The 13,535-nt window shown below is 76.5% G+C and carries 13 protein-coding genes and 2 tRNA genes; 7 read left to right on the top strand and 8 right to left on the bottom strand.

Features of this window, described 5'->3' with window-relative positions; translation table 11 throughout:
* Nucleotides 1-25 precede the first annotated feature (25 nt).
* Both ACI8AR_RS05765 and ACI8AR_RS05760 read left to right on the top strand, forming a co-directional pair.
* On the top strand, nt 26-1,450 hold the full coding sequence (locus tag ACI8AR_RS05765; RefSeq protein WP_457050129.1) for an amino acid permease: 1,425 nt from the start codon (nt 26-28) through the stop codon (nt 1,448-1,450).
* Nucleotides 1,447-2,292, top strand: a complete 846-nt coding sequence (locus ACI8AR_RS05760; RefSeq protein WP_457050128.1) for a universal stress protein — start codon at nt 1,447-1,449, stop codon at nt 2,290-2,292. The genes ACI8AR_RS05765 and ACI8AR_RS05760 overlap by 4 nt, the downstream gene beginning before the upstream one ends.
* A gap of 121 nt (nt 2,293-2,413) precedes the next feature.
* Here the strand turns inward: ACI8AR_RS05760 and ACI8AR_RS05755 are convergent, their stop codons facing one another.
* Complete coding sequence (locus ACI8AR_RS05755) at nt 2,414-3,154, bottom strand: MerR family transcriptional regulator (RefSeq protein WP_457050127.1); 741 nt, start codon at nt 3,152-3,154, stop codon at nt 2,414-2,416.
* Between the two features lie 63 nt (nt 3,155-3,217).
* On the opposite strand from ACI8AR_RS05755, the gene ACI8AR_RS05750 reads away from it, so the two are divergent.
* Nucleotides 3,218-3,688, top strand: coding sequence for a DUF6194 family protein (locus ACI8AR_RS05750; RefSeq protein WP_457050126.1), 471 nt, complete (start codon nt 3,218-3,220; stop codon nt 3,686-3,688).
* A 51-nt stretch (nt 3,689-3,739) separates the two neighbouring features.
* On the opposite strand, the gene ACI8AR_RS05745 is transcribed toward ACI8AR_RS05750, so the two are convergent.
* From ACI8AR_RS05745 to ACI8AR_RS05720, 6 genes are all read right to left on the bottom strand, one after another.
* The gene (locus tag ACI8AR_RS05745; protein WP_457050125.1) at nt 3,740-3,928 is read right to left on the bottom strand and encodes a hypothetical protein; all 189 of its coding nucleotides are present in this window, start codon (nt 3,926-3,928) and stop codon (nt 3,740-3,742) included.
* Between the two features lie 371 nt (nt 3,929-4,299).
* Nucleotides 4,300-4,372 (bottom strand) — tRNA-Arg (locus ACI8AR_RS05740).
* Between the two features lie 69 nt (nt 4,373-4,441).
* Entirely contained in the window at nt 4,442-5,635 is a 1,194-nt protein-coding gene (locus tag ACI8AR_RS05735) for a carboxylate-amine ligase (RefSeq protein ID WP_457050124.1), read from the bottom strand.
* Between the two features lie 59 nt (nt 5,636-5,694).
* On the bottom strand, nt 5,695-6,534 hold the full coding sequence (locus ACI8AR_RS05730; RefSeq protein WP_457050123.1) for a class II glutamine amidotransferase: 840 nt from the start codon (nt 6,532-6,534) through the stop codon (nt 5,695-5,697).
* Nucleotides 6,535-6,746: 212 nt separating this feature from the next.
* Nucleotides 6,747-6,835: transfer RNA gene (locus tag ACI8AR_RS05725), tRNA-Ser, on the bottom strand.
* A 94-nt stretch (nt 6,836-6,929) separates the two neighbouring features.
* Entirely contained in the window at nt 6,930-8,132 is a 1,203-nt protein-coding gene (locus ACI8AR_RS05720) for an MFS transporter (protein WP_457050122.1), read from the bottom strand.
* Nucleotides 8,133-8,226: 94 nt separating this feature from the next.
* Here ACI8AR_RS05720 and ACI8AR_RS05715 point away from each other — a divergent pair, with 94 nt between their 5' ends.
* Complete coding sequence (locus tag ACI8AR_RS05715; RefSeq protein WP_456928309.1) at nt 8,227-8,760, top strand: CGNR zinc finger domain-containing protein; 534 nt, start codon at nt 8,227-8,229, stop codon at nt 8,758-8,760.
* 72 nt (nt 8,761-8,832) lie between these two features.
* A complete protein-coding gene (locus ACI8AR_RS05710) occupies nt 8,833-10,275 on the top strand; it encodes a phosphatase PAP2 family protein (RefSeq protein WP_457050121.1) in 1,443 nt (480 codons plus the stop codon).
* A 231-nt stretch (nt 10,276-10,506) separates the two neighbouring features.
* On the opposite strand, the gene ACI8AR_RS05705 is transcribed toward ACI8AR_RS05710, so the two are convergent.
* Nucleotides 10,507-11,148: a hypothetical protein gene (locus ACI8AR_RS05705; protein ID WP_457050120.1), complete on the bottom strand. Its 642-nt coding sequence runs from the start codon at nt 11,146-11,148 to the stop codon at nt 10,507-10,509.
* Between the two features lie 141 nt (nt 11,149-11,289).
* Between ACI8AR_RS05705 and ACI8AR_RS05700 the strand changes: the two genes are divergently transcribed.
* Nucleotides 11,290-11,835: a DoxX family protein gene (locus tag ACI8AR_RS05700; RefSeq protein WP_457050119.1), complete on the top strand. Its 546-nt coding sequence runs from the start codon at nt 11,290-11,292 to the stop codon at nt 11,833-11,835.
* A complete protein-coding gene (locus ACI8AR_RS05695) occupies nt 11,832-12,884 on the top strand; it encodes a PHP domain-containing protein (protein WP_457050188.1) in 1,053 nt (350 codons plus the stop codon). The genes ACI8AR_RS05700 and ACI8AR_RS05695 overlap by 4 nt, the downstream gene beginning before the upstream one ends.
* The last annotated feature ends 651 nt before the right edge of the window (nt 12,885-13,535 follow it).

Here is a 13,535-nt window from a genome sequence, read left to right as displayed (position 1 = left end):
TCGACCCGCCGCCGAGGAGGTCCGCGTGAGTGCTCCCACCGTGCGCTCCCAGCTGTTCCGCCGGAAGCCGGTCGCGCTCATGGTCGAGGAGACCGGCGCCGCCGAGCCCGAGGGCGGGGCGCTGGCCCGCCGCCTCGGCGTCGGCCAGCTCATGGGGCTGGGCGTCGGCGCCACCATCGGCACCGGGATCTTCTTCGTGATGAGCACGGCGGTGCCCGAGGCCGGCCCCGCCGTCGTCGTCTCGTTCGTGCTGGCGGCGGTCACCGCCGGGTTCACCGCGCTCTGCTACGCGGAGCTCGCCTCCACCATCCCGGTCGCGGGCTCGTCGTACTCCTACGCGTACGCCACGCTCGGCGAGGTCGTCGCGTACGTCGTCGGCTGGTGCCTGGTCCTGGAGTACGCGGTCAGCTCGGCGGCGGTGTCGGTGGGCTGGAGCGAGTACCTCAACGAGCTGCTCGACGACCTGCTGGGCGTGCGCATCCCCGAGGCGCTGTCGTTCGCGCCCGGCGCGGGCGGCGCGGTCAACCTGCCGGCGATCGTGCTGGTGACGCTGTGCGCGCTGCTGCTGGTCCGCGGGGCGAGCGAGTCCGCGCGGGCGAACGCGGTCATGGTCGTGCTCAAGGTCTGCGTCCTGCTGTTCTTCGCCGCGGTCGCCTTCACCGCCTTCGACGCCGGCAACCTCACGCCGTTCGCCCCGCTCGGCGTGGCCGGGGTCAGCGTCGCGGCGTCGTCGATCTTCTTCAGCTTCATCGGCCTGGACGCCGTCTCCACCGCCGGCGAGGAGGTGCGCGACCCGCGCCGGACGCTGCCGCGGGCGATCGTCGGCGCGCTGGTCGTGGTGACGGCGGTGTACCTGCTGGTCGCGTTCGCCGCGGTCGGCGCGCAGGCGGCGGGCGCGTTCGAGGGGCAGGAGGCTGGCCTCGCGGTGATCCTCGAGGACGTCACCGGGTCGCGCTGGCCCGCGATCGTCCTGGCCGCCGGGGCGGTGGTCTCGATCTTCTCGGTGACGCTGGTGACCATGTACGGCCAGACGCGGATCCTGTTCGCGATGAGCCGGGACGGCATGGTCCCGTCGCTGTTCAGCCGGGTCGACCGCCACACGCTGACCCCGGTGCGCGGCACGGTCGCCGTCGCGCTGTTCGTCGGCCTGCTGGCCGGGTTCGTCCCGCTGGACTTCCTCGTCGACCTCACCAGCATGGGCACGCTCGTCGCCTTCACCGTCGTGTCGATCGGGGTGGTCGTCCTGCGCCGCACCCAGCCGGACCTGCCGCGCGGCTTCCGGGTGCCCGGCTTCCCGGTGGTGCCGGTGCTGTCGGTCGCCTTCTGCCTCTACCTGATCTGGGGGCTGCCCGGGATCACCTGGGCGCTGTTCGCCGGCTGGCTGGCGGTCGCCGCGGTCGTCTACGTCACCTACGCCCGCACCCACTCGGCGCTGCGGACGCCCCGGTGACCCTCGTCGTCGGCCACGCCGCCGACCTGGAGGACCGCGACGAGGCCCACCTGCGCCTGGCCGCGACGCTCGCCCGCACGGGCGGGGACGACGTCGTGGTCGCCACCGTGACCGCCCGGGGCTTCTTCGACCCCCGCGTGGACCGCGAGTACCGGACGTGGGTCACCGAACTCGTGCGCTCCCGCCAGGGCCGGGCGGCGCACGAGCTGCGGGAGGCCGGGGTGGCCGAGGTGCGGACGGTCGCGGTCGAGGCGACCTCCGTGCCGGCCGGGCTGGTCTCCGTGGTGGAGCAGGTCGGCGGGACGCTGCTGGTCCTCGGCCGGGAGGGCGCGGTGCCCGAGCACCTGCTGCGCTCCTCGCCGGTGCCGCTGGCGCTGGCCGCGCGGGCGGGCTCGCCGGGACGGCGGGTGACCCGGCTGAGCTGCGCGTGGGCCGGCACCGACCGCTCCCGCGCCGCGCTCGCCTGGGCGCAGCGGACCGCGGCCGCCTGGGACGTGCCGCTGCGCCTGGTCACCTTCGCGCCCGAGCGCGATCCGATGCTGCCCTCGGAGACCGGCCTGCACGTCGAGCGGGAGGTGGCCTCCGCGTGGGCCGTGCAGGCGCGGGAGGAGCTGGACCGGGTGGCCGCCGGCCTGCCCGGCCCGCCGCAGACGGTGGTGGCGCGCGGCGCGGGGTGGCCCGGTGCGGTGTCCGCCGCGGGGTGGTCCGACGGCGACCTGCTGGTCGTGGGCTCGTCCCGGCTGGGCCCGCTGGCGCGGGTGTTCCTCGGCTCGACGGCGACCCGCATCGTGCGCGCGGCGCCGGTCCCGGTGGTCGTCGTCCCGCGCGGCACGGAGGGCTGAGGGACACGCCCGGGCGGGGTTGACGACCCGTGTGACCGGGCTCACAGTGGACGTGGGCGGGGGCAGCCGGCAATCGAGTGGCCACCGACAGCTCGGTGGACCGACCAACGCGGCCAGACCGTCAGGACCGGCCCCCCGCCCCTCGACCTCCTCCCCCGGCTCCCGCGCCGAGCAGCGCGGCGAGCGCGGCGGTCCCCTCGAACAGCGCCCGGGACCGGGCGTCGACGTCGGCGTCCCGGGCGGCCAGCGCGGCGAGGACGTCGTCGCGCCGACCCGTCTCCCGGAACTGCGGCACCAGCTCGCGCAGCGGGCCGATGCGGTACCCCGCCCGGCGCAGCTGGTGGACGATCCGGGCGTCCCGGACGTCGGCCGGCGAGTAGCGGCGGGCCCCGCCGGCCCCCCGCCGCGGGCTGACCAGCCCCTCGGCGTCCCAGTGCCGCAGGGTCGACGGGCGCACGCACAGGGCCGCGGCGAGCTCGGCGACGCCCATCGCGTCCGAGGGCCGCACGTCCCGGATCGGCTCGCCGGCGATCAGCTCCGCGGCCTCGCGGGCGAGGGCCAGGTCCCGCCGCTCGGTGTCCAGCCGGGCGTGAGCGGCGTCGAGGAGGCGGAGCAGTCCCGGCGGGTCCCGGTGGGCGGCGCGGACCAGCTCCTTCGCGTGGACCGGCCCGACGGCGGCCGCGAGCGCGCGGTGGGCCAGCGCCGCGCGGACGTGCTCCTCGGTGAAGGTGCGGTACCCCGACGCGGTGCGCCCGACCGGGGGCAGCACGCCCTCCGCCTCGAGGTCGCGCACGTGCTGCACCGAGCACCCGGCCCGCCGGGCGACGTCGACCGTGCGCAGGCCCGACTGGAGACTCCGCACCGGTTCCTCCTCGCCCCCTCGGGCCCGACCCTCCACGAGCACCTGAGTGCCACGCTCGAAGGCATGGGCATCGACGAGATCATCGAGCACGTCACCGCGCTGGGCGGCGTCCTGGTGCTGCGACCGGGGCCCGGCGACGGCTCGCCGGAGGCGGCCTGGGGCGACGTCTTCCTCTACTGGGCGCCCGACGGCGTCGTGCCGCGGACCCAGCCGTTCGCGACGGTCGTGACGAAGGACCAGCCCGGCGACCGGTCCTCGCGGCTGGACCGGCCCGGGACGTTCCGGGTGAACGTCGGCGTGGGGCGGGAGGAGTTCACCGCGCTCGTCGGGCGGGCGCCGCGGGAGCCGGCCGGCGACGACGAGCCCGCCCCGGACGAGGCCGACACCGTGCTGGCACACCCGGTCTACGGCGGGCTGGGCTGGATCTGCGTGGTCGACCCCGGGCCGCGGACGGCGGCGACGGTGCGCGACCTGCTGACCCGGGCGCACGCGCGGGCCCGGGCGCGGACCGAGCGGCGCGCGACCGCCCGGTGACGACCCCGCCGGCCCACCGGGAGCACCCCGGGGGGCCGGCGGGCCGGCGGGTCAGTCGCCGACGAGGACGGGACGCTCCTCCCCCGCCGGCCGCGGCGCGGGCACGGCGGCCGGCGCCGACTCGTCGTGCCGCAGCACGGGGAGCCGGCGCGGCCACCGGGGCAGGTACCAGTTGGCCTCGCCCAGCAGCTGCATCACCGCCGGCCCCACCCTGCCCGCGAGGTCGCGGGACACGTCCACGTCGCTCTCCTGCCTGTCTGTCGGCGCGGACGGGTCGACCCTGCTGTCCGGAGCGGGGTGGGCCGATCCCGCCGGCTGGCCGGTCGGCTGTCGGGCCAGCCCGACAGCCGGGTCCGGCCCGCCGGCGGAGGCCCTGCCGAGCGGGCCGGGAACCGGACACCCGGGAGCGCCCCGTCCGTCCGGGTCAGCGCGACCCGGGTGTCCGGGTCCCCCGGACCTGCCGGACCAAAGGGGAGGGCCGACGGAGGGTGGGTCGCCGATCGCCCGGCGGGAGGGCTCGGCGGTGGGAGCGGGGGAGATCACAGGCGCCGGACACACGACGACCCCGCCCTCGGGAGAGGACGGGGTCGCTGTGCTGTCTCAACCAGACGTGCACCCGAAGGGATTCGAACCCCTAACCTTCTGATCCGTAGTCAGATGCTCTATCCGTTGAGCTACGGGTGCGGCACCGCGCGAGCGGCACGGGGACGAGTGTAGCGGGTGCCGTCGGACCGCCGTCGGGGGCCTGCCGGCTCAGTCGACCGGGGTCCGGGGAGCGGGGGGCTCGTACCCGACCGGCTCACCCGCCAGGGTCGCCGCGGCGAGGGACGGCACGAGAGCCCCCGGTCCCACCCGCCGGCGCAGGGCCCGCTGCCGGGCAGCGCCCGAGCGCGCGGCGAGGCGCGCCTCCAACAGCCGGCGCACCAGGACGGCGTCCCCGGCCTCCTCGAGTGCCGGCCCGACGTGCTCGAGCAGGCCGGGCAGCACGTCGCGCCCGGGCGTCCACCGCCCGCTGGCGGGGTCCAGGAGCAGCCCGCCGAGCCCGCGCCGCGCGGCGGCGACGACCGAGGCCGCCACCGTCGCATCCGGTAGCTGCGGCGGCGGGCGGCCGGCGACCGCGTCCCGCAGGGCGGTGACCACGAGCGCACGGCAGAGGCCGGCGAGCAGCACGGCCTCGGCGACGGTCAGCGCGGCGTCGGCGACCCGGATCTCGACGGTCGGGTAGCGCGGTGAGAGCCGGGCGAACCAGTAGACGCTGGCCGGGTCGAGCGCGTCCCCGGCGGTGATCCGCTCGGCGACCGCCGCGTCCCACGCCGCCGCGTCCAGCAGCCGCGGGGCCAGCGTGGCCGTCGGCCAGGCCCGCAGGACGGCGTGCCGGTAGCTGGCCCAGCCGGTGTCCCGGCCGCGCCAGAACGGCGAGTTGGCCCCGAGCGCCAGTAGCACCGGCAGCCACCCGTGCACCCGCTGGACCACCGCCACCCCCAGGTCCCGGGACGGCACGCCCACGTGCACGTGCGTCGCGCAGGTGACGTCCTCCCCCGCCGGGCTCCACCGGTCCAGCATCAGCCGGTACCGCGCCGAGGCCGTGACCGCGGCGCGCCCGGGCACGCCGGAGGGCGGGGTGCCGCTGGCCACCAGGTGGACGCCGTACCCACCGGCCGCCTCGGCCACCACGCGCCGGGTGCCGGCGAGGTCTGCCGCGACGTCGCGCAGGTCCGTCCGCGTCTGCGAGGTGCTCTCGATCTGGAACTGCATGAGCTCGGCCTGGAGGCGCACCTCACGGGGCAGGGAGTGCAGCAGCTCGGGCGCCAGGGAGGCGGCCGTGCCGTCCGGTCGCAGGAGGAAGAACTCCTCCTCGACGCCCATGGTCGTCGCCGCCGCCGCGGGGATCCCCGCGGCGCTCGCACTCCCGGTCGGCGGGGTGACCGGCACCGGGGAGGACGTCACCGGGACCACTGCCGCGCCGGCCGGCACCGCGTCATGCGCGCTCCTCGCGGGGTCCGGGCTCAGGCCATCGCCGGGACGGCGGCGGTGAAGGGGAGGACCTCCTGCCGGCCGCCGCGCACGACCACGCAGCTGGACTCGGGGACCTCGTGCCAGGCGCCGCGGAGGTCTCCCAGCGGCTCGGACACGATGAGCCGGGCGTCGTCGGTCACCCGGCGCAGCAGCGGGTTGTCCGGGTACTGGGCCCGCAGCGTCGAGACGTCGGTGCTGGTGAACAGCGACCGCGACCGCCCCTCGGTCGAGTACCGGAAGGCCCACAGCGTCTCGCCGTCGGTGGTGATCACGGTCATCTGGACCGGGAAGTCGATCCCGTGCCGCCGGCCGACCTCCTCGATGAGCCCCACGGCCTGGGCCACCGCGGCGGGCGGGTCCTCCTGGAGGCCGAAGGTGAGGGCGAGGTGGAAGAACAGCTCCGAGTCGGTGGAGCCCTCGATCCCGGCGAACAGCTCCGGCGCGACGGCCAGGGCCAGGTCGCGCCGGACCCGGGGGAAGTCGGCCAGGGCGCCGTTGTGCGCCCACAGCCAGTTGCCGTGGCGGAACGGGTGGCAGTTGGTCTGCTGGACCACCGTCCCCGTCGAGGCCCGGATGTGGGCGACGACGAGAGGGGCCTCCACGTGCGCGGACAGCTCCTGCAGGTTGCGGTCGTTCCAGGCCGGATCCGTGCTCCGGAACAGCCCGGGCCGGGGCCGGCCGTCGTACCAGCCCACGCCGAAACCGTCGCCGTTGGTCGTCTCGACCCCGAGCCGTGAGTGCAGGCTCTGCACGACCAGCGAGTTCGCCGGCCGGTAGAGCAGGTCCTCGAGCAGGACCGGGTTCCCCGAGAAGGCGAGCCAGCGGCACATGGCGCCATGAGAGCTCCCGCGGCGGCGCCGCGCCTCCCCCGCCGGGGATGAGGCGCCGGGTGGACGGGCGGCGCCGGCGACGGCCTTCCCGGTGGCACGACCCGGGAGGGCCGGCGGGGAAGCAGAAGCGCCCGGTCGGGGACCGGGCGCTGCGCTGAGCACGGGATCCGCAGCCGGAGGGCCACGCATGCGTGCTGTGCAGTTGTCGTGCGCGGAGGCTCCGGGATTTGAACCCGGGATGGGGATTAACCCAAACCGCATTAGCAGTGCGGCGCCATAGACCGGACTAGGCGAAGCCTCCCGGGGTCCGAGTCCCCCCGGAACCACCGGAGAAGAGACTACCAGCGGCCTCCGGGGCCCTCCCAGCCCGGGGGGTCCGGGCCGGGGGGCGTGGCTCAGACGGCCACCCGCTCCCGCGGGTACGACGCCGCGCGGCGGCCGGGCAGCAGGGTCACCAGCACCGCGACGGCGGCGCCGGCCACCGCCAGCACCAGGCTGCCGGTCACCCCGTGCGGGCCGTCGATGAGCGCCCCGCCGAGCGCCGCGCCGACCGCCGAGGCGCCGGTGGCCATCGTGGACAGCCAGGTGAAGGCCTCCGTGGTGGCGTGCGCCGGGGCGAGCGCGCCGACCAGCGAGTTCTGCACGGTGAGCGTCGGCGCGATCGCCGTCCCGCCGAGGAACAGCAGCGCGCCGAGCACCCACGGGCTCGACGCCGCGGCCAGCGGCGCCAGGCCGATCGTGACGCCGAGCAGCAGCCACCGGTACTGGCGCGGCAGCGAGGCGCTCACCACCCGGGCGCCGAACCACAGGCCGCCGGCGACCGAGCCCAGCGACCACAGCGCCAGCAGCAGGCCCGACATCCCGGGCGAGCCGGCGGCGTCGGCGAACGCCGGGATGGCCACCTCGAGGGCGCCGAAGCCGAGCATCAGCGCCGAGCCGCTGACCAGCACCCGCGGCATGCCGGGGGCGAGCACGGTGGCGAAGGGGCTGGTGCGCTGGGCGGCCGGCACGGGCACCCAGTCGCGCAGCGCCGCCGACGTCGCGATGCCGAGCGCGCCGGCCACCGCGAGCGCGCCCGCGACGCCGAGCGCCCACGCCGGGCCGGTCAGGACGGCGAGCGTCGCGACCAGCGTGGGGCCCGCGACGAAGACCAGCTCGGTGGCGGTGGCGTCGAGGGCGAAGGCGGTGCCGCGCACCCGCGGGTCGACCCGCGACCACAACGCCCGCACGGTGCCCGACACCAGCGGCGTCGCGGCACCGGCCGCGCCCGACGCGGCGACGACGACCGGGGTCGGCGCGCCGCCGAGGACGACGGCCACGAGCACGGCGAGCAGCAGCGGGTAGGCGCCGGCCTGGGCGAGCAGGACGGGGCGCGGGGTGCGCCGGTCGGCGAGCCGGCCGAGCACCGGCGCCATGGCGGCCATCGCGAGGCCGTAGGTCGCCGACGCGAGGCCGGCGGCGGCGTAGGAACCGGTCTGCTGCTGCACCATGAGCAGCAGCGCCAGCGGGACCATCGCCGAGGGCAGCCGGCCGGCGAAGCCGGCGAGCAGCAGCACGGGGGCGGACGGCAGGCGCCAGACGGACAGGTACGAACGCACGACGGAACTCACTTCAGAAGATCGCGAAAGAGGAACAGTAGGGGGTCAAGACCCGTTGACCCCCTACGACGATAGCAGGGCGGTAGGGAGTCACATGGACTACGACACCTACGGGTCGAACGCCGTGGAGCTGGCCATCGACCTGGCCAACGCCGACCGCGCGGCGGACCCGGACTGGGCGGTGGCGTTCCTGCGCGCCCACGACGAGTGGTTCACCCCCGAGACGGCGCTGGAGCTCTCCCCCGCCGAGACCCGCCGCGCCGGCGCGACCGCCGAGCTGGTCCGCGCGGTCGCCGTCGCCGGGACGCAGGACGACGTCATCGCCCGGCTCAACGAGCTGCTCGCCCTCGCCCGGCCGCACCCCTACGCCACCGACCACGACGGCGAGCTGCACCTGCACTACGCGCGGCCCGACGCCTCCGCGCTCGAGCAGCTGACGACGACGGTGGCGATGGGGCTGTCCCAGGTGGTGGCCCAGCACGGGTGGCAGCGGCTCGGCGTCTGCTCGGCCGAGGGCTGCGACGACGTCTACGTGGACACCTCGCGCAACGCCAGCCGCCGGTACTGCTCGAACACCTGCGCCAGCCGCTCGACCGTCGCCGCCTACCGGGCCCGCCGGAAGGCCTGAGGCCCCGCGCAGGCTCCCGCCGCGGTCTGCGAGCGGTGGGGGGCAGAGGGGTCCTCCACTAGCGTCCCGCGGGTGACCCCGCTGCGGCTGCGCCACTGGGACGCCCGGCTGCACGCCGCCGTCGGCGCGCTGCCCGCGAGCCCGGCCGACCGCTGGCTGCGTCGGCTGTCCCGGGCGGCCGACCACGGCAAGCTCTGGTTCGCGGTCGCCCTGGTGCTCGGGCTGCGCCGGGGGTCGCTGCGGCGGGGCGCGGTGCGGGGCGTGGGCTCGCTGGCGGTGGCCAGCAGCGTGGTCAACGCGGTGCTCAAGCGGCTGTTCGGCCGGGTGCGGCCCGACCTCGCGAACCTGGCCACGCACCGGAAGCTGCGCCGCGCCCCGGACACGTTCTCGTTCCCGAGCGGCCACTCGTCGTCGGCGGCCGCCTTCGCCACCGGCGTGGCCATGGAGAACCCGCTGGCCGGGGCCGCGCTGGCCCCGCTCGCGGTGGCGGTCGGCTACTCGCGGGTGCACGTGGGCGTGCACTACCCCGGCGACGTCGTCTCCGGGCTGGCCATCGGGGCCGGCGTGGCGCTGGCCGGCCGGCGGTGGTGGCCCGTGCGCCCGACCGAGCCGGCGCGCGTGCGGCCCGGGAGCAGCGCCCCCGCCCTGCCCGACGGCGAGGGCCTCGTGGTCGCCGTCAACCCGCGGTCGGGCCCGGAGGGGTACGACCACGCCGAGGAGATCGGGCGCCTGCTGCCCCGCGCCGAGGTGCTGACGGCGTCGGAGGGGTGCGGCGTGGGCGACCTGCTCCAGGAGGCCGCGCGGTCGGGGCGCGCGACGGCGCTCGGCGTGGCCGGCGGGGACGGCAGCGTGGCGGCCGCCGCGGCGGTCGCGCTGGAGGCCGGGCTGCCGCTGGCCGTCCTCCCCGCGGGGACGCTCAACCACTTCGCCCGCGACCTCGGGGTCGAGACGCTCGAGGACGCCGCCGACGCGGTGACGGCCGGGCAGGCGGTGTGCGTGGACGTCGCCGACGTCAACGGCGTGCCCTTCCTCAACACCGCGAGCATCGGCGTCTACCCGGAGCTCGTGCGGCGGCGCGACGCGCTCGAGGGCCGGCTCGGCCGGTGGACCGCGACGGCGGTGGCCGCGGCTCAGGTGCTGCGCCGCGGGACGCCGGTGTCGATGGTGCTCGACGGGCGGCCGGTCGACGTCTGGATCCTGTTCGTGGGCAACTGCCGCTACACCCCGCGCGGCCTGGCGCCGGCGTGGCGGCCGCGGCTGGAGGACGGCCTGCTCGACGTGCAGTACCTGCGCGCCGACGTCCCGTTCAGCCGCACGCGGGCGGTGCTCGGCGCCCTGCTCGGGATCAGCGACCGCAGCTCCGGCTACGCCACCTCCGCGACGCCGGAGCTGCACGTGCACCTGTGGTCGGGCCCGCAGCGCGTGGCGTACGACGGTGAGACGGGCGAGGCGGCGTCGTCGTTCGTGTTCGGCAAGCGCGCGCCGCTGACGGTGTACTGCAGCCGCACGTCCTGACCCCGCGCCCCCGTTGCGGGTGTCACTCGCGCCCTGCCGGTCCTGCAGCACCCGCGACGCGCGAGGAACACCCTCACGGCGGTCACCCTCTGCGGTGTCGCCAGTGCTTCCGCGGTGTCGTAGCACCGCAGGAGAGCACGGGACGCCGCAGGAGTGGCTCCTCCGAGGCGCCGCCGTGCCGTGGGCGGCACCGGCGCCACACGGCACGCCCCACCGTCGCCGCGGGCCGGCTCACCGGCCAGGGCGCGCGGCCGCCGTCCCCGACCGGACCACCGCCAGGACGGCGACCGCGGCCAGTGCCTCGCCCAGCTCCTCGACGAACGTCGCCGGCGCCGCCCCGAGACCGCCCCCGAGCAGCCCGGCCAGGGAGGTGAGCACGTCGAGGCCCAGGGCGGCGAGCGCGTAGCCCGCGAGCACTGCCACCACCGGGGCGGTCGCGGCGACGCCCCACGCCCGTCCCGCCCCCGCCAGCAGCCCCAGCGACGGGACGGCGACGGCGAGCCCGAGGAGCAGCGTCGTCAGCAGGGACGTCCCCGTCTCCACCAGCGAGTGCGCGCTCGCCAGCTTCAGGACCGCCAGCGCCAGCCCCGCAGCCGCGAGCGCCGCCCACCACAGCCGGACCCGGCCGGTGGCCCAGCGGCACGCGCGGCCCGCGCGCACCGCGACGGCGACGAGGACGCCGGTGGTGAACAGCCGCGGGAGTCCGCCGACCGCGTCGAGGTCGAGCAGCCGGCGCGCGGCAGACCCGGCGCACTGCCCCGTCCCGCAGTGCACCCGCACTCCGAGGGCCACCCCGAAGAGGACGACCGCGGCCAGCCCGAGCAGGAGCACCCACCACGCGGGCCGCCACTGCGGACGGGCCGACGGGTGCACCGGCCGATCATCGCGTCCACGGCCGGCGGGCGCACTGACCGAGCGCGGAGTGGTGCTGATCACTAGGTTCCGATCAGGTGTCCCGCACCACCGCCTGGGCATGGGACACGCCGAACGCCCCATCGACGGAAGAGGTCCTCCATGTTGGTCCGCCGGATCGCCCGGCCCCTGCTCGCAGCGTCGTTCCTCTACGGCGGCGTCGACACCCTGCGCAACCCGCAGACCCGCGTGCCGGGGGCCCAGCCGGTGGTCGACACGATCACCAGGACGGCGGACCAGCAGCTGCCGGTCCAGGTGCCGCGCGACACCGAGCAGTGGGTCAAGATCGACGCCGGCATCAAGGTCGGCGCGGGTGCGCTGTTCGCGCTCGGCAAGCTGCCCCGCCTGAGCGCGCTCGCGCTGGCAGGCAGCATCGTCCCGACGACCTTCGCCGGCCACCGCTTCTGGGAGCACGAGGACCCGGAGGAGCGCTTCGGCCAGCTGTCGAACTTCCTCAAGAACGCCGGCCTGCTCGGCGGCCTGCTGATCGCCGCCGTCGACACGGAGGGCCGCCCGTCGGTCGGCTACCGGGCCCGCCGCGCCGCCAAGCGCGCCGCGCAGTCGACGGAGAAGAACTACGAGAAGGCCACCCGGCGCGCGGCCAAGGCCCAGAAGAAGGCCGCCAGGAAGGCGAGGAAGACCAGCTGAGCACCCCCCTGGGACCCGCGGCCGCGCTCCGGAGGATCGCCTTCCTCCTGGAGCGCGCCCGCGAGCCCACGCACCGGGTCGCCGCGTTCCGCACCGCGGCGGCCGTCGTCGACACGATCGGGCCCGAGGAGCTCGACCGGCGGATCCGCACGCGCACGCTCACCGACCTGCGCGGCATCGGCCCCAAGACCGGCGCCGCGATCGTGCAGGCGCACGCCGGCGAGGTGCCGGAGTACCTGGCCCGGCTCGAGGAGGCCCACTCCGAGCTCGTGCCGCTGGCCGACGACGTCGCCGAGTTCCGCGCCACCCTGCGCGGTGACCTGCACACGCACTCGGACTGGTCCGACGGCGGCAGCCCGATCCGCGAGATGGCCGAGGCGGCGATCGGGCTGGGCCACGAGTACATGGCGCTCACCGACCACTCCCCCCGGCTGACCGTGGCCAACGGGCTGACGGCGGAGCGGCTGGAGCGCCAGCTCGACGTCGTCGCCGAGCTCAACGCGGAGCTCGCGCCGTTCCGGATCCTCACCGGCATCGAGTGCGACATCAACGTCGACGGCAGCCTCGACCAGACCGACGAGCTGCTCGGCCGGCTCGACGTCGTGGTGGCCAGCGTCCACTCCGATCTGCGCGCCGAGTCCGCGGCCATGACCGAGCGGATGCTCGCCGCGGTCGCCGACCCGCACACCGACGTCCTCGGGCACTGCACCGGGCGGCTGCTGATCCCCCGCGAGCAGCGGGAGGGACGACGGCAGCGGCCGCGGCCGGAGAGCGCCTTCGACGCCGAGGCCGTGTTCACCGCCTGCGTGCAGCACGGCACCGCCGTCGAGATCAACTCCCGGCCCGAGCGGCTGGACCCGCCGCTGCGGCTGCTGTCCCTCGCCGTCGAGCTGGGCTGCCAGTTCGCCATCGACACCGACGCGCACGCCCCCGGCCAGCTGGACTGGCAGGGCAACGGCTGCGAGCGCGCCGTCGAGACCGGCGTCGATCCCGACCGGGTGGTCAACACGTGGACCGTGGACGAGCTGCTCGACTGGACGGCGACCTGAGCGGTCACCGCTCGATCGGCGCCCCGCGGTGCGCACGTCCCCGGGTAGCGCTGCCCCGGCTCCTCGGGTTCCTCCCCGTGTCCGACGGCGGCGTCGACGGCCGCGCGGCGCCTGCGACACACGGCCACGGTCGTGCAGGATCGATCACTGAGAGTGATGCGGGCCTCTCTCCCTCTGACGGGGATCGGGGTGACGAATCACCCTGGGTGACGGTGGTCACGGCGCGTCGCGAGTTCGCGAGGTAAGGGGTTGCCCTGGTCGAGTGAGCGCCGTGAGTGTCACCCCCGCTGACACCAACCTGCGTGGGTGACTCCTGGCCGGGCCACGGCCACCCCCGCAGTGACACGAGAGTGGGTTCGAGTGCTGCTGGGGACAGGAGTCGCGCGCCCGTGCCGCGACCTCTCGCAGCACGCTGAGCCCGGATCGGCCCCGGCGCCCTGGCTCCGCCGTCTCCTCCGTGTCGCCGTGCTGACCGCCGGGACCTGGACGGTGCTCGTGCTCGCCGATGGCGCGGCCGCGAGCGAGACCGCCCATCCGGGCGCGCTCGCCGCGAGCGCCTCCGTGGAAGCGACCGCGGCGAGGCCCTCGGCCGACACGACCCCCGCGCCGCTGGACGGCGCGGCACCCGGGTCACCTCCCGCCACTCCGGAC

The organism is Geodermatophilus sp. SYSU D01036 (assembly GCF_054050435.1).
Note: the sequence above shows the minus strand (reverse complement) of the source record. Positions and strands in the feature narration are given on the sequence as shown.